Origin of the sequence: Arachnia propionica (assembly GCF_037055325.1) — a bacterium.
In the GTDB taxonomy this organism is placed as follows: Bacteria; Actinomycetota; Actinomycetes; order Propionibacteriales; family Propionibacteriaceae; genus Arachnia.
In genome coordinates, this window is sequence record NZ_CP146373.1 from 2,855,155 (window position 1) to 2,876,647 (window position 21,493).

Here is a 21,493-nt window from a genome sequence, read left to right on the forward strand (position 1 = left end):
ATTAGTTGGGTTCGGGGATAGAGGTTGTGGTGGAGGAGCCGGTTTGTTCCTCATCGGCCGGGGTCCGAGCGAAATCACGGCCCCACTGACGCAACACGCCCGCGCGGCGCTCCGGTTTCTGCCAGTTGTAAAGGTCCGCCGCGAAACGTCCGTAGTCCATCGGGATTTCCGCGCTGCCGAGCATGCTGACCAGGCCCCGCGCGTGCACGGTCAAGGATTCGAAGGTGGGGGCGGCGATCATGGCGCACAATCGCTTGTAGACGGGATGCTCCTCAGCTCGCTCACGACCTCCCATGTCGGCGTGAGCCAGTCTGCGAACGGAAGCGCCGATGGTGCGTTCGTGTTTCCATGTGCTGTTCATGGGAGCGTCGTTCGATCCTTGGTGCAGGGCCCACAGCGTGAGCGCGGTGTGCACGGCACGCTCCCCCACGGTTGGTTTCTGTCCCAGTTCTTTCTCCGACCCGCTGTCGAGGGTGTAGGACCAGATGGCGGGCACGTCCCCGACCTCCCGTCCGGCGGCGGAACGCAGGTGGGCGCGGGCGGCCACCGCGGCCGAATCGTTTTTCTGTCGCATTCTGATCACGCTGCGCACTCGTTTCTTGACGTCGTCTGCTGAGCGCAGGGGACCGTTCCAGTCCACGTTCTCGGATTCATCGGTCGGGGTGGCATCCACGGTATCCGCGGTCACTTGTTCTCTCCTTTCATGGAGTTGGTGGGTGGCAGTGTTTTGTTCAGCTCCTTGTTGAAAAAGTTCTCGGCGATTCCGCTGCTCATGTAGGTCTTGCCAGTGTTCCGCCCCGTGGTCGCGGAGCGGGGGGCGGATGCGATCAGCTCACCGGCGACCTGTTTCGCTATTCTCCGGGCGGTCTCAGTCCACTCCCGCTGCTTGTTCTCGACATCGCTATTCCCGTCGAGTGACGCCAGCCAGGAGCGGAACGGATCATCGATCTGCGCGAAGAACCTCTCCTTGGCTCGTTTCTGGGCGCCCTCGCCTGCGCCGTCCCCGCTTTCCCCGGCCGCCCTGGAGAGGTTGGCACCCAGGATTCCGACGGCCTTGGCAACCTCTTCGACGTTATCAACCTGCTTCGTCACCAAGTAGGCGAGTGCCTTGCCCTCCTCCTCCAACAGAACCTTCGCCAAGGTCATCTGGTCATGGTAGAGATCCTTGATGGACGCTTCCTTCTTGCCATAGGTCATTCCGACGGCCTCGAGTCGGATGCGCGCCGGGAAATCCAGCTCCAAGGTTTTCAAATGCGTCTGGAAGAGCAGGGTGGCGGACTGCTGGAACTTTTGCTGCTCACGCTTGTCGAAGCCGGGGATTTTCTCGTTCACCGGCAGGGTGGATGGCAGGTTCCGCCAGAAGGCCCGTCCCGGCTCGTGCTTGGCGGGCATGTAGACGTGTTCCTTGAACTTCTTGGACTGTGAGTCGGAGTATCGCCACAGGCTCATGGGTTCGAAGCGCTGCATGTTCTGCGGCCCCAGCTTGTCGCCCTGGGCCAGGAGCACCCCGGTCACGCCATCGCGGTCGCCGTGCAGGCGCATCCGCCGGGAATGCCAGGTGAGCAGCCTAGGAATGCCGATCCCGTTCGGGTCCGGATTGCCTTCCCTGCTGTAGTCGCGCCGCGCCGCGGTTTCCACCGCCTCCGATTCCCACGTGCAGGCCGCCTCGTCGCTCTGTGAGGATGGTCCCTGAAGGCACACCGTATCCGCGACGACCAGGTTCAACATCAAAGTCTCCTTGAGGTTGTCGCCCCGGAGCCAGACGGTGCCGGTCTGCCCGCACCACGCAGGGCCTATGGAATATCCCTTGCCGTCTTTCATCCCATCGTCGCCGACGGCGCCCGAGTGTATGCCGGAGGGATCGTATGCCTGCGCGTGGATCACCCAGACAGCCGCTTCCGCGGGGGTGATGCGTTTCAGGGCCCGTCCGTTACGGGTGGTGAAGAGCTGTCGCTTGCGGTCCGGGACGTCCGCGACGATCTTCTCCAGCCCGGACACCGCACCCTTCGGCGTGCGCAGATCCGGAGCCTGCATGAACGGATACCTTCCACCGAACAGGTAGAAGCGGTCACGCCACTTCTCCAGATAGGCACGGATCGCATCCACCGGCAAACCCGCACTCCGCAGGTTTTTCCAGTCTTTCTTATTCGCCAACGGCACCACCCGGTAGCAGATGGCCAAGAGCACACGTTGGATGGCGATCTTCTGCGTCGGCAGCTCGCAGGCGAGATCCTCGATGTCGTGGGCGCGCTCGAATGCCCCGAGGATTCCCACCTTTTCCACGCCACCGTCCGTGAGCAGGACGGGGATCCACTCCTCGTCCAGCAGGTTGTAGTCACATTCGGTCAAGTTCCTGCACCTCCAGCCCTTTCTCCTGGGTGTATACGAGTTTGCGGTTGTGTAGTTCTGTCTCCAGGCGAGTCGAGTACGCGTCCACACGGCTCATCGGGAGAATCAGCTCGCCCCTGAACAGGGGGTGTTCGAGCCACTCCCAGTTCCGGGTGATTTCACAATCCCAGATGGCACTGACAATTTTTTCGATGGTCTCGTCAAGAGAATCGCCCTTATCCCTAAAAGACCACGGCGGCAATGAGATGCTCCAGGATCGCACCCGCCTCACCTGCTCGGCACTGGGCCAGGTTCCGACGTCCAGGGCCACCGGAATGCCGTCCTCATCCTCCAACCACGGAGGAATGACCGGGACGTTTCCCATCGAGGGATCCAAAGGCACGATGAGCACGGGAATCTGATCTTCCGTGTCCCGCACCGCCGCCTGCGCGTAAATGCCCTCCTTGTTTAGACCCTCCTCCCCTGTCGCCGCGTCCCCGGCGAACGAGGACACCAAGGCGTCTGCTTCCCACGTCGGCAGCTCGCTGCCACCCAGGAAGTAGTGATGTGCCTTGTCGATCGACCTGCGGTTCTCGACGCCCTGTTTCTCCCGGGCCTTCTCGACGGTTTCTGCCCACGATTGCGGACCGACTTCCTTCGTCGAGTAGGCAAGCTGCGTGTAGGCCGCGTAGTCGCCGGGTTCCTCGACCACCAATCCGTCGGGGTGCTCGGCCAGGACACCGAGGAATCTGAGAAGCGGATACGCCCCGTAGACGACCTCGCTGCCACGCCCGTAACTCCACGGCGAGGCGCCGCGGTCGGTGACGATGACGTGGCAGACGGCCTCCTCCAACCCAGCCGGTCTTCTCCGCCCCAGGTGCCTGTGCAGGCGCCCTATCCGTTGCAACACGAGGTCCATGGGGGCCGGATCGGTGATCATCACGTCGAAATCGACATCCAGGCTCTGTTCGATGACCTGGGTGGCGACCACGATGTGCCGCCCGGGACGGTTGGAACCATCCTTGCCGAAGAGGCGCAGCATCCTTTTGTCGCGTTCCACCCGATCGCAGGCCAGGAAACGCGAGTGCAGCAGCGTGACCTCATCGGTGCCGAACCTCTGCGCCAGGACATCGTAGGTTTCCTGGGCTGCCCTGACCGTGTTGCGTATGACGACGGCGCAGCCGCCTTTTCTTGTTTTCTCCCGCAAGAGGTCCACCACGGAGTTCTCGTCAACCACATCGAGCGGGACGATTCGTTTGGGTGTGTGAACACCGCCCCCCGAGACCACCTCGCGGTGAATGGTGCGGCCCTCCTCGCCCACTGTGGTGATCACCGGGTACCCGATATCGCCGTCCAGGCCGGAATCGTCACCCAGTTCGCCGTGGGTGCGTCCGCGGCGGTAGGCGGCGACGAGGCCCCGCCGGCGATCCGACGGGAGCGTGGCCGAGAGCAGCACGACGGGTACCCGGTACAGCCCGAGCCAGGTGAGTGCCGTCTCCAGGTACACCTCCATGTAAGTGTCGGCGGCGTGCACCTCGTCGATGATCACCACCTTGCCCATCAACCCCAGGTGACGCATCAGGACGTGTCGCGATTTCAGGGCGGCCAGTAGCACCTGATCGATCGTCCCTACGACGACCGGCGACAGGGTGGCGCGCCATCGAAGCGCCATCCATCTGCTGGCCAGAAGGCCGTTCTCCCTGCCGCCACCCGATTCGTCGTCGTACACCTGCATGGGGGTTTGTCGCCTACCGAAAAGCGAGAGGAAACCTTCGTTGAGGTCGTTCTTGCCGTGCGCCAGATGGATACCGATTTCTTGGGGGCTGTCCTTCAGAATGGATTTCAGCCAAGCTACGGAACGGGCATACATGGCATCGGTGGTGGCCTGCGTGGGAAGGGCAATCATCACCCCTTGCAGCCCGCGTTTCCGCATCAGTCCCTCGGCGACGGCGAAGGCCAGTTCGGTCTTTCCCGATCCCGGAGGGGCCTCGACGATCATGAGGTCCGGGTCTTCGTCGTTGACGATCTCGACCGCTCGTTGCTGGGCTCTGGTCGGCTGCATCTCGGGGCCCCAGCCGAACCTGTGGCGATAGTGGTCGCGAGGGTTCGTCTCCTCGCGCCTCGGGGCTCTCACGGGGGGAAGCACTTTCGCCAGCGACCATCCTCGCTCCACTCTTTGCCGCTGTTCCGCCGGGTTCAATGGCTCCCGGCGCTCCTCCTGGGGAAGGAGGGGGAAGTAGTCCTCGTTCGACGCGATCCAGTCCGCCATGACGACCACCGAGGAATAGGCGGCGGCCACGCTGATCGGCAGTTCGGGCAGCGCCGTCTCAGCACAGTTCTCGATAGGGAAACCAGACCGACGGGCCATCCACCAGATAATCTCCTGCCTGGATTCGTGCCAGCGGGGTTCGCTTCCCAAGCAACCGTCCCCGTTCTCATATTCCTCACGAGCCGCCCCGAGCACCGCCGGGTTCGGGTAACGGCCATGGTGGACGCCGACGATGACACCCCACTGGGCGGCGCGCTCTCTCTCGCCGCCGCCGGCCGCCACGGCATCCACCAGCGCGAACTGGCTGGCGAATCCGTGCGGAAGATGCTCGCGGTTTTGCACGTCCCTCTTCTCCGGGACGGGCAGGCCGAGTTCACGGACGAACTCCGCGAGTCCGGTGTGCTGGCAGCAGAAGTGAAGCGAGATCTTCCCGACGTCGTGAACACCCGCCAGGAAAACCAGTGCGGCTCGCGCCTTGGACGTGTCACCGTCCCAGACCAACGCCAGGAGCCGACGGTGATGCTCCGACAGGTAGTGGTCGAAGAGCAGCCCCGCGACATCGGCAGCATCCATCAGGTGCTGACTCACGGACAGCCAGGTCGTCGGATCCGATTTGCCGCTCTTGGCCCAGAAGGAAAGCGTCAGCTCCGAGAGAGCAGCTCCGGTCAGGTCCGGTTGCGGATCAAGAAAAGACGGAGATTTCAGGTCTTTGAGTTCGGGGGCAGGACCCCCCGGGCACGGGCGTGCCATTATATTTCTTCCCTCCCTTGGGAAAACTAATAAAAACTGCAACCACAAGAGGAAAGCGGCATGATGCACGCCAACCATCAGGCGCCGATCAGGCTATCCGACAGGCAACAACAACCCATCGAAATATCCCAACGACACATCCGAAGCGTCTTCAAACCACTTCTCCGCTCGCGGCTTTCAGCATTGTAGTGATATTTCTCCCAGGACGACGCCCGGGATCAGACAACATGGCACCGAATCCAGCCTCGCGAGGGACCGAAGGGCCTCGTCCTGACGACCTCAACCAGGCCCCCTACCTCACATGCAAGTGATGCGATACCAACCCGTCAGGTTTCGCGACTACAACTGTGGGTCGCGAAACAGGCTGGCGAAATCGGTCAGCAGCAGGTCTGAGATTCGTTCCTGATCCCATGTAATGCCCGGATCGGGCTCGATGTACGAAAAGATTCCGTTTGTCGACACAAAAGTCTGCGGACTCCATTGGCGCGGTTCCGACATACCGAATGCCCGGAGCCGCATGGTCTCCGCCGTGACGGTCGTGTCGTATTGGGCGCGAATCAGGAAACCCGTGAAGGCGGCACCTGCCGCCTCGGACATCTGTCGAAAACCGGAGGGGCCCGCCAGGGGGGCGCGCAGACGGTATCCCGCAAATGCCGCGAACTGCCCGTACAGCTGGGCGCGAGCTTCGATGCGTCTCTGATCGGACACGCGCAGTGCCGCGGTAACGGAGGCGCGAAGTTCGGGATCGGTCAGCGAGGAGGACGCGGCACTGAGGGCCGTGTGCAGATGCCAGCTCGGTGATTGCAGGATGCTTTCGAAATCACCTTTGACGAGCGTCCGGGTCAGGTCGACGATCAGGTTCCGACGCCCTTGAGGTGTGGCTAGCGTTGATCCATCACCGACCATGTCCGCGACGATGGCCGGAACCTCGGCCACGAAATCGGAGGCGAGGTGCAGCCCCTTGGCCAGCTCCACGAGGACGGCATTCCCGAAAGCCTCCTTGGTCGACCATTGGCGATACGCGGTGGCTCGTGCCACGTGCGCCCGTTTGATGGCTTCCTCGAAGTTGAGCCTCCCAAGTCCCGTATCCAAACCGACCTCGGAGACGATCTCGACTCCAGCAGCGAGAAGCCGTTCCCTCACCCCCAGAGCCGAGGAGCCATCGGGCAGGGACCGTTTCCCCCTCCTCCGAGGATTGTTCTGCGCCCTGCTCACAGGCTCCCATCCTCCTTCTGAAACGCCCCGCTTTGCACTCCGACTCGTCGCACGATATCGTATTTGATACACAATGTCTCATTTAGGAGTGGGTATGTATCCAGACGGGGAGGCGTCACCGCACGCGTGCACACGCCGCACACTGATCCACACTTCACTGGGCCTTGGCGCAGGCGCCACCCTCGCCGTCGTGGGCCTGTCGGGATGCAGCATGGAGCGCAGTGGCGACGGCGGCACCCAGCGCGTCCAGAAATCCGATGTACCCGTAGGCGGTGGAGCCCTGGTCGGCTGGTACGTGGTGACACAGCCGGCAGCAGGAACCTTCCACGCCTACTACGCGGCCTGCCCCCACGCCGGAGTGAAGGTCAGCCGCATCGAGGGGCAGGACATCGTCTGCGACAGTCACGGCGCCCGATTCAGCACAGACAGCGGAGCCGTACTCAAAGGCCCCGCGAAAAAGTCCCTCACCCCTGCCCCATTCACCACGGATGGCGACGTCCTAGTCATCAGCATGCCCAAGGACAAGCAATAAGCGCACGCGTCATCGTCGAGCCATAGCCCGACGACACGTCGCACAACACCCACGCCACAGGCTGGCCCGCCTCATCTTGAATGAGTGAGTACTCACTCATACACTGGTGCGTCGTGATGACCCGTGCCCGACCTCTTCCACCCGCCGAACGACGGGCGTCGCTGATTGCCGCGACCCGCCAGTTGATCCTGGACCACGGTCCGGACGTGACCACCCGGCAGGTGGCGGAGGCCGCCAAGGTGGCCGAGGGAACCCTGTTCAGGGTGTTCCCGACCCGACGCGACCTCATCGCCGCCACCATCGCCGACCACCTCTCCCCCGAACGGCTCGCCGATATCTTCGCTGCGGCTTCCCCCACCACGACCGTCGACGAGACCACCGAGGTGTGTCTGTCCACCGCCGCCGACTACGTCACCACCTTCGGGCGTTTCATCCCCCGACCGCACCGGGGCGGTGACCAGGACGAGATCCGGTTTCGGATCATGGAGCTGTGGGAGGCCCGGGTCTGTGACATCGCAAACTGGATGCGTGATCGCCTGGCCCCGCACGAGACCCAGTTGACGATCCCAGTCAAGGACTTCGCCCATCTCGTCATCACCCTGGCCATGGGGTATGCGCACGGCAGATCTCCCGATACCAGCTTGAACCCCGCCACCCTGGCGCGCCTCGCCCTCGACGGAGCCCGCAGGAAGGATTCCCTGTGATCGCACGACTCAACCGGCTGATCTTCACGTACCTGAAACCGTACTGGCGGGAGCTGTTGGCCGTCCTGGTCCTCCAGGTGCTGGCGACCGCCATGTCGCTATACCTGCCGAACCTGAACGCGCAGATCATCGACGACGGCGTCGTCAAGGGCGACACCGACCTGATCTGGCACAGCGGCGCCCTGATGCTGCTGTTCTCCCTGGTGCAGGCGGCGGGGCAGATCGGCGCCACCTGGTTCGGCGCCCTCACCGCCATGTCGCTGGGCCGCGACCTCAGGGCCGCCATCTTCGACCGGGCCCTGTCGTTCTCCACCCGCGAGATACGCGACATCGGTGCGTCGTCGCTGCTGACCCGCACCACCAACGACGTCCTGCAGGTGCAGACGATCGCCCAAACCACCCTGACCATCATCGTCGGGGCACCCATCATGATGGTCGGCGGTTTCGTCATGGCGGTGCGCGAGGACTTCGGGCTGTCGTGGATCATCGCGGTCAGCGTCGCGGTGCTGGGCGTGACGGTCTCGCTGCTGGTGATCTTCGCCTCTCCCCTGTTCCAGCAGATGCAGACCAACCTCGACAACCTCAACCGGGTACTGCGCGAACAGATCAGCGGCATCCGGGTGATCCGCGCCTTCATTCGCGAGGACCACGAGTCGAAGCGCTTCGAGGGCGCCAACGAGGACGTCTACTCCGTCACGCTGCGCGCCTCCCGCTGGATGGTGCTGCTGTTCCCGATCGCCATGTTCATGGTGAACGTCTCCTCGGTGGCGGTGATCTGGTTCGGCGCCTTCCGCATCGACTCCGGCGACATCCAGATCGGTCAGATGACCGCCTTCCTGAACTACCTGATCCAGATCCTCATCTCGGTGATGATGTCGACGATGCTGCTGTTCCTGGCGCCGCGCTCCGCAGTGTCGGCGGACCGCATCCTGGAGGTGCTGGACACCGAACCCACGGTGGCTCCCCCCACCGACCCGGTCACACCGCAAGAGCTGACAGGAGTCGTCGAGTTCCGTGACGTCACCTTCACCTACCCGGGCGCGGAGGACCCGGTACTGGCGAACGTGTCGTTCACCCTGACCCCGGGCCGCACCACCGCGATCATCGGGTCGACGGGGTCGGGCAAATCCACCCTGGTGAACCTGATCCCCCGCCTGTACGACGTCAGCAGCGGCGAGGTGCTGGTGGACGGCGTCAACGTGCGTCACCTCGACCCCGATGCCCTGTGGTCGCGGATCGGGCTGGTGCCGCAGAAACCCTACCTGTTCTCCGGGACGGTGGCCTCCAACCTGCTCTACGGGCGCCCCGACGCCACGCAGGAGCAGATGTGGGAGGCACTGCGGATCGCCCAGGCCGCCGATTTCGTCGAGAAACTCGACGGCGGTCTCGCCGCCCACATCGCGCAGGGCGGCACGAACGTCTCGGGCGGGCAGCGGCAACGTCTGTCCATCGCGCGGGCGCTGGTGAAGGAACCCGCCATCTACGTCTTCGACGATTCCTTCTCCGCCCTCGACGTCGCCACCGACGCCCGGCTGCGGGCCGCCCTGGCCCCGGCGACGGCGGAGCGCGCCACCCTGATCGTCGCCCAGCGCGTCGCCACCATCCGGGGCGCCGACGAGATCCTCGTGCTGGAACACGGTCGCATCGTGGGTCGCGGCACCCACGATGAACTGCTGGCGAGCAACGCCACCTATCAGGAGATCGTCGACAGCCAGCTGAGCGCCGAGGAGGCCCGGGCATGAGCACCACCACCGAGAACACCAAGGCCGCCACCAAACCCGCGGCCAACAAACGTCCCGCACACGGCCCGGGGAAGATCAGCTTCGGGCCCGGCGGTCCCAGCGGCTCCGGGGAAACCGCGGTCGCTTTCCTGCCGTCGCTGAAGCGCCTGCTCGGAATCATGAAACCGCACCGGATCGCGGTGGCGGTCGCGCTGGCGCTGTCCGTCGGCGCCGTCGTGATGTCCGCCCTCGGCCCGAAGATCCTGGGGGCTGCCACCGACCTGCTGCTGGCCGGGATCGTCGGCAAGAACATGCCCGCAGGCGTCACGAAGGAGCAGGCCATCGAGACCGCCCGCAGCGGCGGAAACGACACCCTCGTCGAGATGCTGCAACGCGTCAATTTCACCCCCGGTCAGGGCATCGACTTCGGTGCCATCGGGTCGATCCTGGCGCTGGTGTTGACGCTCTACATCGTCTCCGCCGTCGCCACCTACGTCTCGAACTGGCTGCTGATCGGCGCGGCCCAGAAGTCGGTGCGGCGGATGCGCAGCGACGTGGAGGCCAAGCTGCAGCGCCTGCCCCTGTCGTACTTCGACGGGCAGCCGCGCGGCGAGCTGCTCTCCCGCGTCACCAACGACATCGACAACATCTCCCAAACCCTGATGCAGACCCTGCCGCAGCTCATCAATTCGCTGCTGACGGTGGTCGGGGTGCTGATCATCATGATGTGGATTTCGTGGCCACTGGCGCTGGTCACGCTGGTCTCGATCCCGCTGTCGATGCTGATCGTGCCGTTGATCATGCGACGCTCCCAGAGGCGGTTCGCCGACATGTGGAAGTCCACAGGCGAGCTGAACTCGGAGATCGAGGAGGCCTACACCGGCCATTCCCTGGTGAAGGTGTTCGGTCGCAAGTCAGAGGTGGAGGCCACCTTCCGCACCCGCAACGAGGAACTGTTCAGGTCGTCGTTCGGGGCGCAGTTCCTCTCCGGGATCCTCATGCCTGTGATGTTCCTGGTCGGCAACCTCAACTACGTCATCGTCGCGGTCTTCGGTGGTCTCCAGGTGGCGACGGGACAGATGAACATCGGCGACGTGCAGGCTTTCATTCAGTACTCGCGCCAGTTCACGCAGCCGCTGACGCAGCTCGCGTCCATGATGAACCTGCTGCAGTCGGGGGTGGCCTCCGCGGAGCGGGTCTTCGAGTTGCTCGACGCCGACGAGATGTCGCCGGAACCGGGCCGCGACCTGACCGCCGAGGGCGGGCACGTCGTCTTCGAGGACGTCACCTTCTCCTACAGCCCGGATCGTCCCCTCATCGAACACCTCAACCTGGAGGCGAAGCCGGGCCAGACGGTCGCGATCGTGGGGCCCACCGGCGCGGGCAAGACCACGCTGGTGAACCTGTTGATGCGTTTCTACGACCTGAACTCCGGTCGCATTCTCCTCGACGGGACGGACATCGCGACGGTGGATCGGGGGGCGTTGCGCGACAACATGGGCATGGTGTTGCAGGACACGTGGCTGTTCGGCGGCACCATTCGCGACAACATCGCCTACGGCAAGGAGGGCGCCACTGAGGAGGAGATCCTGGCCGCGGCGAAGGCGGCGTTCGTGGATCGTTTCGTCCATTCCCTGCCCGACGGCTACGACACCGTCATCGACGAGGAGGGCAACAACGTCTCTGCGGGTGAGAAGCAGCTCATCACCATCGCGCGGGCTTTCTTGTCGGAGCCGGAACTGCTGATCCTCGACGAGGCCACCTCATCGGTCGACACCCGCACCGAACTGCTGCTGCAAAAGGCGATGGCAGCGCTGCGCAGTGGTCGCACGTCGTTCGTGATCGCCCACCGCCTGTCCACCATTCGTGACGCCGACCTGATCCTCGTCATGAACGACGGCGCCATCGTCGAGCAGGGAACCCACCACGATCTGCTCGCAGCGAAAGGTCGCTACCACGAGCTGTACCAGTCGCAGTTCAATGCGCCCGTCGAGGAGGTCCCCGCCCGTTGAGAGGCAGCGTCGATTCACGCCGGTTGAGCCGATCCGCGACTACCAACCCATCGGCCCAAACAAAGAAACCTGAACCTCCAAAACGAAGGTTCAGGCTATGCCAATGTCCCGAGACATCACACCGTGCGCGAGAGAGGAGTTGAACCTCCACGCCCTTGCGGGCACTGGCACCTGAAGCCAGCGCGTCTACCATTCCGCCACTCGCGCGTCCGGGGAGGAACTCTAGCACGACTGCACGGAGAGTGTGCAACTCGCTTGAGGGGCGTTCAGGGGCCCACACCACGTGCCGGAACATCTACTCACAGAACCTCATACGATGTGGGGCAAGGAGGTATGAATGAGCAACAACCAGTGGACCACGCCGGGAGGACAGCCGCAGCAGGGGTACCCGCAGCAGCCCCTTCCACAGTCGGGATATCCACAGCAGCCATCCTTCACCCCTCCTCAGCCCAGCTACGGACAGCCCGGCTATCAGCAGCCCGGCTACGGACAGCCCGGCTACGGACAGCCCAGCTACGGGCAATCCGGCTACGGACAGCAGGGGTTTCAGCCCGCCCAGGGCCCCGTTGGTCAGGGCATGCCCCCGCGCAATGGAGGCAACACAGGACTGATCGTTGCGCTCGTCGCCGTCCTGGTTGCGATCGCCGCTGTCGGGGCATGGTTGGTTCTCGGCAAAAACAACCAACCGATCGCGAGCCCCACCTCCAGCACGCAGACCGCGGCACCACAAGAAACCCAACGCTCTGAGAGTCCCTCCTCCCCTTCAAAGAAGAAGAGCACCGGCCCCACAAGCTCCTCGACCACCCGGAGCAAAGGTTTCAGCACTGCACCGGAGATGCCCACATCTTTCGGCGACTTCACACGCACCAGCACGCCCCAGGGGGAAGCAGTCACCTACAAGAACTCGCATGGGGATTTCTTCATCGTCGCCTACGGTCAGGGAGAAACCGTCGAAGCAAATTCCACCGACCTCACAAACATCGAGAAGATCGGGAAATGGACCTGCGGCAAGGACTCCGATAACACCCCCATGTGCCTGACCGAGGCCCATTCCGGCACCGTGCTCACGCTCATGATCGACACGCCTTTCTCCACACTGACGGAAATCTCCGACACTTTCCTCGACGCCTGGAAATAGCACCGCGCGCTCCGAGAAGCGCTGACCTGCCACCCCGACAGACACCCACGATGCTCCCGTGCAACCACCACGGATTCCACCATCAGACACCTCCCGGAGGACATGACCGACAGGGGTGCTGACACCTCGCGACCCGAACCTGCAGAAACCAGCAGGATTGACGGCTCCGGAATACGTCGATCCCATGCCCCGTTACCATGACAGGCAGGAGGTACGCATGAGCAACAACCAATGGTCCGGATACGACCAACAGCAACCTCAACCCGGACAGGGCAACCAGCCCTACGGACAGCCGGGTTACGGCGGGCAACCCTCAGCCGGTTATGCAGGACAGCAACCCCAACCCGGATACGGCCAGCAGCAACCTCAACCCGGACAGGGCAACCAGCCCTACGGACAGCCGGGTTACGGCGGGCAACCCCCAGCTGTTTATGCCGGACAGCAGCCCTACGGCGGCGGTTACAACACACCCCCACAGCCACCGAAGAAGAACCTCAACGTTCTGCTGATTGCACTCACTGGGGTCCTGGTCGTCGCCCTGGCCTTTGGAGCCTGGTGGTTCCTCGGCAGGAACGACCAGCAAGCCGCCAATCCATCCGCGACCCCCACCACGACGCAGGCGTCCTCACAGACTCCCAGCAGCACCACCCCGTCCCACGACAAGACGCCAAACCCAACCACGAGGAACTCGGAAACGGAGAAGCCCACCTCGCCGGAGACCACCGACGAGGACTCGGGTAGTTTGAGCAACGTCCCCGAGATGCCCAAGTCGTTCAATGGTTTCGAGGCCCTGAGCCCAGGCAAGTTCTTGACCTTCTACCGCAAGGGGTCGCAGATGTTCTCGGTCATCTATTTCGCGGGTGAATCGAAGGCCAAGAGCATGGCTGAAGCTTTCGAGAACCCCGAGACCTTCGGCGACTGGACCTGCGGAAGGCGCACCGCGACTGACTCGTCGGACTCACCAGGTGGTGTATCGTGCATCGCCGCCGCTCATGGCGGAGCCGTTTTTGCGACCATGGGACTCGACGGGCAAGCCTCGGAAGTCGCCGAGAACGGCAAGGCTTTCCTGGCGGCCTGGAAATGATTCACCTTCGATAAAAAGGGCTTCTTCTCATCGGTTTTCGCCAACGATGGTGTTCCCCGCAGTAGCATCACTGCGGGGAACACCATCCCCGGAGAATCCGGAGGACAACACCATGAGCCATCAGCCCTCCCTGCCGGGAGCCGGACTTCGTGTCGCTTTCGTCACCATGCACACGTCCCCCCTGGAACGCGCCGGCACCGCTGACGCGGGGGGCATGAATGTGCTCATCGCCGCGCTGGCCCGGGCGCTGGGCAGGCTCGGGGTGGATGTGGAATTCCTGACCCGCCGCACCGACCCCGACCAGCCGGACCGGCAGGACGTGGCCCCGTCGGTGACGCTGCGACGTCTCCCCGCAGGCCCTCCGACCCCATTGCCGAAAAGCGAAATCGACCAGCACATCGACGAGTTCCGGGAGGCCATGGAGGCCCTAGAACCCCACGACCTGATCCACTCCCACCACTGGATGTCGGGGGTGGCGGCATTGCCTGTCGCCCGCGCCTGGGGGGTGCCGCACGTGATGACCTTCCACTCGGTGGCGGCCCACCCGAATTCGCCGCTGCGCGACGGGGAACCTCCCGAATCACCTGCCCGGGTAGACGGTGAGGTGGTGTGCGCGGAGCAGTCGGATCTGGTGCTATGCGTCTCCCGTCATGAGGCGGCTGTGGTCATCGGTCGTTGCGGGGCCGATCCGGAGCGGGTACGGATCGTGCGCCCTGGCGTCAACGTCGACCTGTTCCACCCCGCCACCCAGCCCTGGGCGCCGCCCGGGATCCGACCCGGCTACGTCGTGTTCGCCGCCCGACTGCAACCCCTCAAAGCCCCCGACGTCGCCATCCGCACCGTGGCCTGCCTGCCCGACGCCATCCGCCCGGACCTGGCGGTGGTCGGTGAGGCCTCGGCGGACTTCGCGGACTACGAGGCCGAACTGCACACTCTCGTCGACGACCTCGGGTTGCGCGGACAGGTGCACTTCCTGCCCGGCCAGGACCGCGAGTCGCTGGCCCGCATCGTGCGGCACGCCTCGGTGATGCTGGTGCCGTCACACTCCGAGACCTTCGGATTGATCGCTCTGGAGGCCTCGGCCTCGGGAATTCCCGTCCTGGCCGCCGCGTCGGGGGGATTGACCGAAGCCATCTGCAACACCCACACCGGCCTGCTGATCCCCACCCACGACCCCCGCACGTGGGCCGAGGCCCTCGAGGCGCTGCTCACCGACAAACCACGCCGCACACTCATAGGCGCCACTGGAAGAGACCGAGCGCTGGCGATGACCTGGGAGCGCGCCGCGGAAAACACCCTGCAGCAGTACCGGAGGATCCTGTGAGAATCACCTTCATCCACGCCCACCCCGACGACGAAACCCTCGCCACGGGCGCGCTGATCGCCTGGCTGGTGACCTCCGGGCACGAGGTGAGCCTGCTGACCGCCACCCGCGGGGAACGCGGCGAGGTGGTGCCGGGGCCGCTGTCGCACCTGGCCGGAACCCCCGCCCTGGAAACCCACCGGGAGGGCGAGCTGGCCGGGGCCCTGAGGGTGCTGGGGGTGTCCCGGCACGCCTTCCTAGGGGATCCGCCCGCCGGTTCGGGACGTCGTTACCGCGACTCGGGGATGCGCTGGATCCGCGAAGGACTCGCAGGTCCCGCCGAGGACGCGGAACCAGATTCGCTGTGCTCGGCAGACCTCGATGATGTCGTAGCAGACGTCGTCTCCTGGATCCGGACGGTGGATGCCGACCTGGTGATCTCGTATCACACCGACGGCGGCTACGGACATCCCGACCACGTCCGCATCCACCACGCGTCCCTGGCGGCCGCGCAGCGCACCGGGAAGGGTTTCGCGGCCGTCGTCCACTCCCCGGGCGATGGGGTCCGCTGGTTCGACCTGCGCGACCTGCAGCCCGTCGTCGAGGAGGCCCTGCGACACCACGCCTCCCAGCTCACCGCCCACGGCGACGGCACCCTCACCCACTCGGGTGGCCAGTCGGAGGCGGTGACGACCTCCGTCGGGTTGCTTCCCGCCCCCGACACCCCATCGGCCGCTGGCCTGGTGGATTCGCTCACCACAACCGGGTAAGCGGTTGCGCCCTTGCGCGCTCACGCAGCACCCAACCGGGTCCTTCCTCCCGGTCGGCGAAAATCCACTGCCAGTCGCGAGTCGTCCTCAGCCCAGCCGAATCCACGCGAAGGCCAGCAGCAGGGCGGCGGGCAGCAGGTATTTGCGGGGGTGCCGCCAGGCGTCACGTCGGGTGCGGAGCCCCCGGAGCGGGGCGTGACGCTCCAGCGCGGGGACGGCGAGGGCCTCCAGCGCCGTGACGACGACCACCAGCCCGGCGAGCAGCGGCAGGTCGCGGGCGCCCAGCAGCCAGTACACCACGCCAACCCCGACGTTGAACATTCCCAGGAAAACAGCGACGGCCGCCGCGTAATGCCACCAGGCTAGTGCGGGCCGCCCCAGCATTGTCAGCTGCCTCGCCAGATCAGGATCGCCGGAGATCATCGTGGTCAAGGGACTATTGACGGCGATCAGCGCCCATGCCAGCGGGAACCGAAGGCCCTGCTCCCAGGAAGTCACGGTGAACACCGTCGCCACGGCGAACAACCCCACCGCGTTGATCCACACGACACGATCCGCCAGCGAGGCGCGCAGGAAATAGTTGGTCCCCGCCCGTCCGCGCATCGCGGCGGAACCGCGGGTGGGCAGCAGGCCCGTGGTGGGAAGGGCGGCCAGCCCGGCCACCAACGTGGCGGACAGCGCCGCGGCCACCAGCCACGAAGGCACCACCGTGCAGGCCCACACCGCCAGCCCGTCGAGGGCCACCACCAGCAGCGGCCCGGCCCATCGCGGCCGGGTGCCGGCCGAGGCCAGCACGGCCGTCACTGACAGGGGACCGCAAGCCGCCACCACGAGCATCGCGCAGACGTCCGGCGCGGCGAGCTGTCCCAGCCGCAGGCCGAACAAGGCAGCGGGCACCACGATCTCGGCCACAAGAAGCATCCACGCAGCCGCCGCAAACGCCAGGTTCACCCGGACTGGGTGGGGCGGCAGCTGGGCGTAATCCCGCATGACATCCACCCGGAAGGTCGCGCTCACCAGCAGGCCCGACGACACCAGCGATGCGGCGGCCACACCCACCACGTACATCGTCGGCGAGATCCGGAGCTCCACCACAGGGGCCAGCACCCAGGCCAGGCCCCAGATCAGCACATCCACGACGACACGGCGACGTGTGGTGAAAGCGCGCAGCAGGACCAGGGTCATCGGTGACGTTCCTTGAGCAGGGCGCGGATGTCGGTGGCGGGATCCAGCGGATAGGGGCGGCTGAGGTCACCCCCATCGAGCACGTACAGGTGGTCGCAGCACCGGGTGAAGCTCTCTGCGACGTGGGAGCTCATCACCACCGCTCCGGTGTCACGGTAGGCGTTGATGCGATCGTAGAGAAATTCGGTGCCCTCGAAATCCAGTCCGTCCACGGGCTCGTCCAGGATGAGCAGGGGCAACCCCAGGCTCAGCCCCGCGATGAGGAAAGCCTTCTTCTTGTTTCCCGTCGACAGACTTCCGATGGTCTTGCGACGAAACGGCTCGAAACCGAACCCCGCCACCAGCTCGTCCACGCGCGACGGGTCCGGCGAGCGACCGAAGACGCGAGACGTGAAACGCAGGTAGGGATCCAACGACCAGTACGCGAAACCACTGCTCTCGGTGAACACGGCGTAGCGTCCGAGCTGGAATGCCTTGTCGCGCGGCTGTGTGGCACGGGAGCGCCAGGTCATGTGCTGGAGGCTGGCGTGCTCGTGAACCCCCACGAGCGTGTTGATCAGGGTGGTCTTGCCGGCGCCGTTGGTGCCCAACAACCCGACCACGGAGTGCTGACCGACGTCGAGTTCCCCAATGTTCAGCACCGGGGAGCCCGCCTTGTACCACGCGGTCAGTCCCCGCACGGTAAGCAGGGGCTCCGCTGCATACTGTGGCCGGTCAGTCATCTTTCTTCCGTAACGATCCCCGCACGGCGAGCACCGTGCGGACGATGAAGGCGAGACCACCCAGCCCACACACGACGGCCATCAGGGTGTCGCTCCGGATGAGCGACAGCACGGCCCCAGCCACGAACACCAACGCCGCCAGGGCGCCGATCACGATGTGACGGTTCACGACATCACCCCTCTTCGTACCCGGGAATCCGGGGGAAACGGCAGGTCTCGTCGTAGAGCAGTCGTCACGAATGGGACATGGGCGCTGCCAGGAAGCAGGGAAAGCAGGCCGGCGGAACGGTGGTGATGGATAACACCGGTTCCCATCGGATTCCTCTCCTCAGTGAGTTCGGCTACAGCTTCATTGCACGCTTCCAGTTTAGCCAGCCACCCATTCAAGCCGTCCCGCGATCCTTTTCACCGACCCTCCCGGCACCGCGACCGGACCCTGGCCCCGCCAGGCCAGCACGAGGTCATCGACGGCGGCGACGTGGATCCGGGTCGCCTCGCTGCCGTGGTTTCGCAGCCAGCCGAGCAGCACCCGACCCCGGAGAGCGTCCGGCTGCCCGGCCAGAGTGGCCACGTCGAGGGCGTCGTCCCGGGCCGCCCGGGCGAGGGCGAGTTCCGCCAGCTCGTCGAGGAGGTCGGCGTCGCCGCGAGCCAGGTCGGCGGTGCGGGCCAGGCCGACGGCGACGTCGCGACCGAGCTCCGAGGCAAGCAGCGCCAGCGCCGAGCGAGCACGCACCCGCGCGAACCGCGGGTCGGTGTTCATCGGGTCGCTCCACCACTCGACCCCCCATTCACGACAGGCCGCCTCGGTCTCGGCGCGCCGGATCCCCAGCAGCGGTCGCAGGAAGGGGCCGCGCCGCGCCGACATGCCGGCCAGCGACCGGATGCCGGAACCGCGCAGCAACCCCAGCAGCACCGTCTCTGCCTGGTCGTCGAGAGTGTGTCCCAGCAGCACGGGATACCCGTCGCGCGACAGGGCCGCCAGGCGCGCCTGGCGGGCCGCCGCCTCGATTCCGCCGTCGCGTCCCACCTCGACGCGCCGCACCTCGGCAGCAATGCCACGCGACATCAGCGCGTCAACCGTCCGCTCCGCCACCTCGGCGGACCCTGCCTGCAGGCCGTGGTCGACGACGACACACAGCACCTCGGAACGCGTGCGAGGTGCGGCCCACACGGCCCCCAGCGCGAGCGCCATGGAGTCGGCACCACCGGAGACGCCGACGACGACGGGACCGGAGGGCAGCAGTTCCGCCACCGCCTGCCCGACCCTGAGCGCGGTGGGCCCGAGTTCACGCCTGGCCACGTTCCCTGCGCCTCCTCAGCCGTGGATCCGCCGCAGCCAGGAGTCGGGGTCGGTGATCTCCGCCGCGGTGGGAAGGTTCGCGGGTCCCGCGAAGGCGGCGGTCAGCGCCTCCATCCCGGCCCGAAGACCCACGTACTGGCAGAAAGCCAGGCCGTCGCGGTACTGGAGGCCCTTGTCGAGGCCGGGTATCAGGCGTCGCCAGCCGGTGCCGGCACTCGGACGGGCGAAGGCCGCGCGCAGCTGCCGCACCGAGGGCACGTGCACCGCCCCGGCTGTGTCCGCGACCAGGTCGGCGTGGCCCTCCAGGAGGGTCATGGTGGCCGTGAGGGCGTCGAGGCACTGTTGCCCCTCGGCGGTAACCAGCAGCGAGCCCAGGCCACGGCCCGCGCGGACCCCCTCCGCCATCTCCACCGGGGAGGGATTGTCGACGCCGAGCGCGGTGATCAGCTCCTCGACGTGACCGAGCAGCCAGGGCGCGGAGTTGAACTGCACCGCGTGGGTTTGTTCGTGGAGGCTCACCCACAGCCGGAGGTCGTCGGCGTCGAGACCGCGTCCGCGCCGCACCTCGACGATGCTCGGGGCCACCAGCATCAGCCGCTTCGACCAGGGATCGTACTGACCCAGCAGACCCCGGCCCATCGCCGCGAAGGAGACCCCCACGCCCAGCCCGTAGCCGATCCCCGTCAGGCTGCGTCGCAGACCGGCGGGTTGCTCCTCGAGCGGCAACCGGCCCAGCAGGTCGCGGGCCATCGCCGCGGCCCGCCGGGACCATCCCGGACGATCCACCACCGCGATCTCCGCAGCAGCCGGACCACCCAGTCGCGAGTACTCGACGGCCAGGTCACCGGCCCTGCGGGCCGCAGCCCGGAGCGCGGCCACCTCACGCACCGCCTCCGGTCGCGCAACACCAGGCCCCGGGTCGGCGAGCAGCCGCTCGACGGCCCGCGCCAGCGACCAGGAGATGTGGGGTCGGCGTTGCATCAGCAGCCGCACCCCGTGATCAGAGAAGCCCCCCGGTCGCTCCACACCTGGGCGGCCCAGCCGTCGGTGGAGCCGTTGGTCATGAACGCGAACGCCACCTCGCGGCCATCGGTGGTGACGGTGGTTCCCGCGAGGGTGGACACCAGCGACAGGGTTCCGGTCTTGGCCCGCACGATGCCACGACCAGCGGTGGAGATCTCGTCGTCGAAGCGCCTGGCCAGCGACCCCGAGACCCCGGCGACGGGGAAACCCTCCTGCACGACCGAGGCCCGGGGGGTGATCATCACGTACCGGACCACCCCGGCCAGCATCGACGCCGTGACGTGATTCTCGCGGGTCAAGCCGGAACCGTCGTACAGCACCGCCCCCTCATGCCACAGACCCAGACGGGTGAGTTCCTGCTGCACGGCGGTGGCCGTGCCGGCGAACGTGGTGGGCTGGCCCAGTTTGCGGGCCAGTTGCATGCCGAGCACCTCGGTGTAGGAGTTGTTGGAGGTTTCCATCGCAGCCGCGGCGAGGGCGTGCACCCCGGGTGAGCTGACCTTCGCGATCTCCTCCCCGGAGCCCGTGGCCGACGCCGGGCTGCCCTCGACGGTGATGCCCTGGGCGGTCAGCTGGGCGGCGAAGATGCGGGCGGCGTCACCCGCGGGGTCGGTGGAGCGCACCTGCTTGTCGTCGCGGCCCTCGTTGGCCCAGAGCGCGGAAATCTGGGTCACCTGGTCGCGGTAGCTGGCGGGCCAGGTGGTGGCCCACGACTCCTGGAACAGGGAGGCGTCGTAGCCGAGGCTCACCGTGCTGAGGCCCTGCGACTTCAGCTTCTCCGCGGTTTTCGCGGCCAGTTCCTCCAGCGAGGCGCGTTTCGGGGTGCCGCCGGATGCGACGGAGGCGAGCAGCGGATCACCGCCCCCGACCAGCACCAGCTGCCCGGGAGCCGGGGAAACGACGGTGGTGTCGAAGGTTTCGGTGCCGTCGAAGACCGACAACAAGGCGGTGACGGTCAGCAGTTTCGTGTTCGATGCGGGAACCAGGAGCTGATCGGCATTCGATGCGGCGAGCACGTCCCCGGTCTCGACGTCGAGCACCTGATAGGCAAGGCTCAGTGACGATCCCTCCGGCACACCTTTGTTCAGGGCGGCGACGTCCTGGGAGTTGAGGCGCTGCTCCAGCACGGTGCGGTCCGGAAGCTTGCCGGGCGCGGCCTCCGGCGCGGCGGAGACGGGACCGGCTGGTCGCTGCTGCGGGGACGGCGCGGGCGAGGACGGGGAGGCACTCACAGAGGCCGGCGCCCCGGCCTCGGATGATGCCGCGCCGTGAAGGACCGCAGTGATGAAAACGGCCATCAACAGCGTCCCGACCACCCCCCCGATGATCACGGGACGCCACGGGATGTTCTGGGGGGACAAATCGACGCTCCTCGTCCGGTAAAGTGCTTGAAAACTGGCCGCCAACGGACGGCGGCGCATCAATCATAGGAGCGAC

The 21,493-nt window shown here is 65.9% G+C and carries 18 protein-coding genes and 1 tRNA gene; 8 read left to right on the forward strand and 11 right to left on the reverse strand.

Annotation, left to right across the window (positions count from 1 at the left end):
* Position 1 precedes the first annotated feature (1 nt).
* The 4 genes from casB to V7R84_RS13265 form a co-directional block, all read right to left on the reverse strand.
* A complete protein-coding gene (gene casB, locus V7R84_RS13250) occupies positions 2–688 on the reverse strand; it encodes a type I-E CRISPR-associated protein Cse2/CasB (protein WP_338569826.1) in 687 nt (228 codons plus the stop codon).
* Positions 685–2,349, reverse strand: coding sequence for a type I-E CRISPR-associated protein Cse1/CasA (gene casA / locus V7R84_RS13255; protein WP_338569827.1), 1,665 nt, complete (start codon positions 2,347–2,349; stop codon positions 685–687). Before casA ends, casB begins: the two co-directional genes overlap by 4 nt.
* Positions 2,336–5,347, reverse strand: a complete 3,012-nt coding sequence (gene cas3 / locus V7R84_RS13260; RefSeq protein WP_338569829.1) for a CRISPR-associated helicase Cas3' — start codon at positions 5,345–5,347, stop codon at positions 2,336–2,338. Before cas3 ends, casA begins: the two co-directional genes overlap by 14 nt.
* A gap of 339 nt (positions 5,348–5,686) precedes the next feature.
* Entirely contained in the window at positions 5,687–6,562 is an 876-nt protein-coding gene (locus tag V7R84_RS13265; RefSeq protein WP_338569831.1) for a hypothetical protein, read from the reverse strand.
* Between the two features lie 211 nt (positions 6,563–6,773).
* Between V7R84_RS13265 and V7R84_RS13270 the strand changes: the two genes are divergently transcribed.
* The 4 genes from V7R84_RS13270 to V7R84_RS13285 all read left to right on the forward strand — a co-directional run bounded on the left by V7R84_RS13270 (position 6,774) and on the right by V7R84_RS13285 (position 11,531).
* Positions 6,774–7,094, forward strand: coding sequence for a Rieske (2Fe-2S) protein (locus V7R84_RS13270; RefSeq protein ID WP_338569833.1), 321 nt, complete (start codon positions 6,774–6,776; stop codon positions 7,092–7,094).
* A gap of 116 nt (positions 7,095–7,210) precedes the next feature.
* On the forward strand, positions 7,211–7,798 hold the full coding sequence (locus tag V7R84_RS13275) for a helix-turn-helix domain-containing protein (protein WP_338573906.1): 588 nt from the start codon (positions 7,211–7,213) through the stop codon (positions 7,796–7,798).
* Complete coding sequence (locus V7R84_RS13280; protein WP_338569835.1) at positions 7,795–9,540, forward strand: ABC transporter ATP-binding protein; 1,746 nt, start codon at positions 7,795–7,797, stop codon at positions 9,538–9,540. The genes V7R84_RS13275 and V7R84_RS13280 overlap by 4 nt, the downstream gene beginning before the upstream one ends.
* On the forward strand, positions 9,537–11,531 hold the full coding sequence (locus tag V7R84_RS13285) for an ABC transporter ATP-binding protein (RefSeq protein WP_338569837.1): 1,995 nt from the start codon (positions 9,537–9,539) through the stop codon (positions 11,529–11,531). The genes V7R84_RS13280 and V7R84_RS13285 overlap by 4 nt, the downstream gene beginning before the upstream one ends.
* 124 nt (positions 11,532–11,655) lie before the next feature.
* Here V7R84_RS13285 and V7R84_RS13290 read toward each other — a convergent pair.
* A tRNA-Leu gene (locus tag V7R84_RS13290) sits at positions 11,656–11,738 on the reverse strand.
* A 130-nt stretch (positions 11,739–11,868) separates the two neighbouring features.
* Between V7R84_RS13290 and V7R84_RS13295 the strand changes: the two genes are divergently transcribed.
* The 4 genes from V7R84_RS13295 to V7R84_RS13310 all read left to right on the forward strand — a co-directional run bounded on the left by V7R84_RS13295 (position 11,869) and on the right by V7R84_RS13310 (position 15,826).
* The gene (locus V7R84_RS13295; RefSeq protein ID WP_338569838.1) at positions 11,869–12,669 is read left to right on the forward strand and encodes a flagellar basal body-associated protein FliL; all 801 of its coding nucleotides are present in this window, start codon (positions 11,869–11,871) and stop codon (positions 12,667–12,669) included.
* Between the two features lie 217 nt (positions 12,670–12,886).
* On the forward strand, positions 12,887–13,753 hold the full coding sequence (locus V7R84_RS13300; protein WP_338569839.1) for a flagellar basal body-associated protein FliL: 867 nt from the start codon (positions 12,887–12,889) through the stop codon (positions 13,751–13,753).
* 112 nt (positions 13,754–13,865) lie between these two features.
* On the forward strand, positions 13,866–15,077 hold the full coding sequence (locus V7R84_RS13305; protein ID WP_338569840.1) for a glycosyltransferase: 1,212 nt from the start codon (positions 13,866–13,868) through the stop codon (positions 15,075–15,077).
* A complete protein-coding gene (locus tag V7R84_RS13310; RefSeq protein ID WP_338569841.1) occupies positions 15,074–15,826 on the forward strand; it encodes a PIG-L family deacetylase in 753 nt (250 codons plus the stop codon). Before V7R84_RS13305 ends, V7R84_RS13310 begins: the two co-directional genes overlap by 4 nt.
* Before the next feature lie 87 nt (positions 15,827–15,913).
* On the opposite strand, the gene V7R84_RS13315 is transcribed toward V7R84_RS13310, so the two are convergent.
* From V7R84_RS13315 to dacB, 6 genes are all read right to left on the reverse strand, one after another.
* On the reverse strand, positions 15,914–17,011 hold the full coding sequence (locus V7R84_RS13315) for a hypothetical protein (protein ID WP_338569843.1): 1,098 nt from the start codon (positions 17,009–17,011) through the stop codon (positions 15,914–15,916).
* Positions 17,008–17,733 carry an ATP-binding cassette domain-containing protein gene (locus V7R84_RS13320; protein ID WP_338569845.1) on the reverse strand — a complete coding sequence of 242 codons (726 nt, stop codon included), beginning with the start codon at positions 17,731–17,733 and terminating at the stop codon, positions 17,008–17,010. The genes V7R84_RS13315 and V7R84_RS13320 overlap by 4 nt, the downstream gene beginning before the upstream one ends.
* Entirely contained in the window at positions 17,726–17,902 is a 177-nt protein-coding gene (locus V7R84_RS13325; protein ID WP_338569846.1) for a hypothetical protein, read from the reverse strand. The genes V7R84_RS13320 and V7R84_RS13325 overlap by 8 nt, the downstream gene beginning before the upstream one ends.
* A gap of 198 nt (positions 17,903–18,100) precedes the next feature.
* Positions 18,101–19,033, reverse strand: a complete 933-nt coding sequence (gene tilS / locus V7R84_RS13330; protein WP_338569848.1) for a tRNA lysidine(34) synthetase TilS — start codon at positions 19,031–19,033, stop codon at positions 18,101–18,103.
* 15 nt (positions 19,034–19,048) lie between these two features.
* Positions 19,049–20,014 carry a zinc-dependent metalloprotease gene (locus V7R84_RS13335; protein ID WP_338569849.1) on the reverse strand — a complete coding sequence of 322 codons (966 nt, stop codon included), beginning with the start codon at positions 20,012–20,014 and terminating at the stop codon, positions 19,049–19,051.
* Positions 20,014–21,417: a D-alanyl-D-alanine carboxypeptidase/D-alanyl-D-alanine-endopeptidase gene (dacB, locus tag V7R84_RS13340; RefSeq protein WP_338569850.1), complete on the reverse strand. Its 1,404-nt coding sequence runs from the start codon at positions 21,415–21,417 to the stop codon at positions 20,014–20,016. The genes V7R84_RS13335 and dacB overlap by 1 nt, the downstream gene beginning before the upstream one ends.
* Positions 21,418–21,493 lie beyond the last annotated feature (76 nt).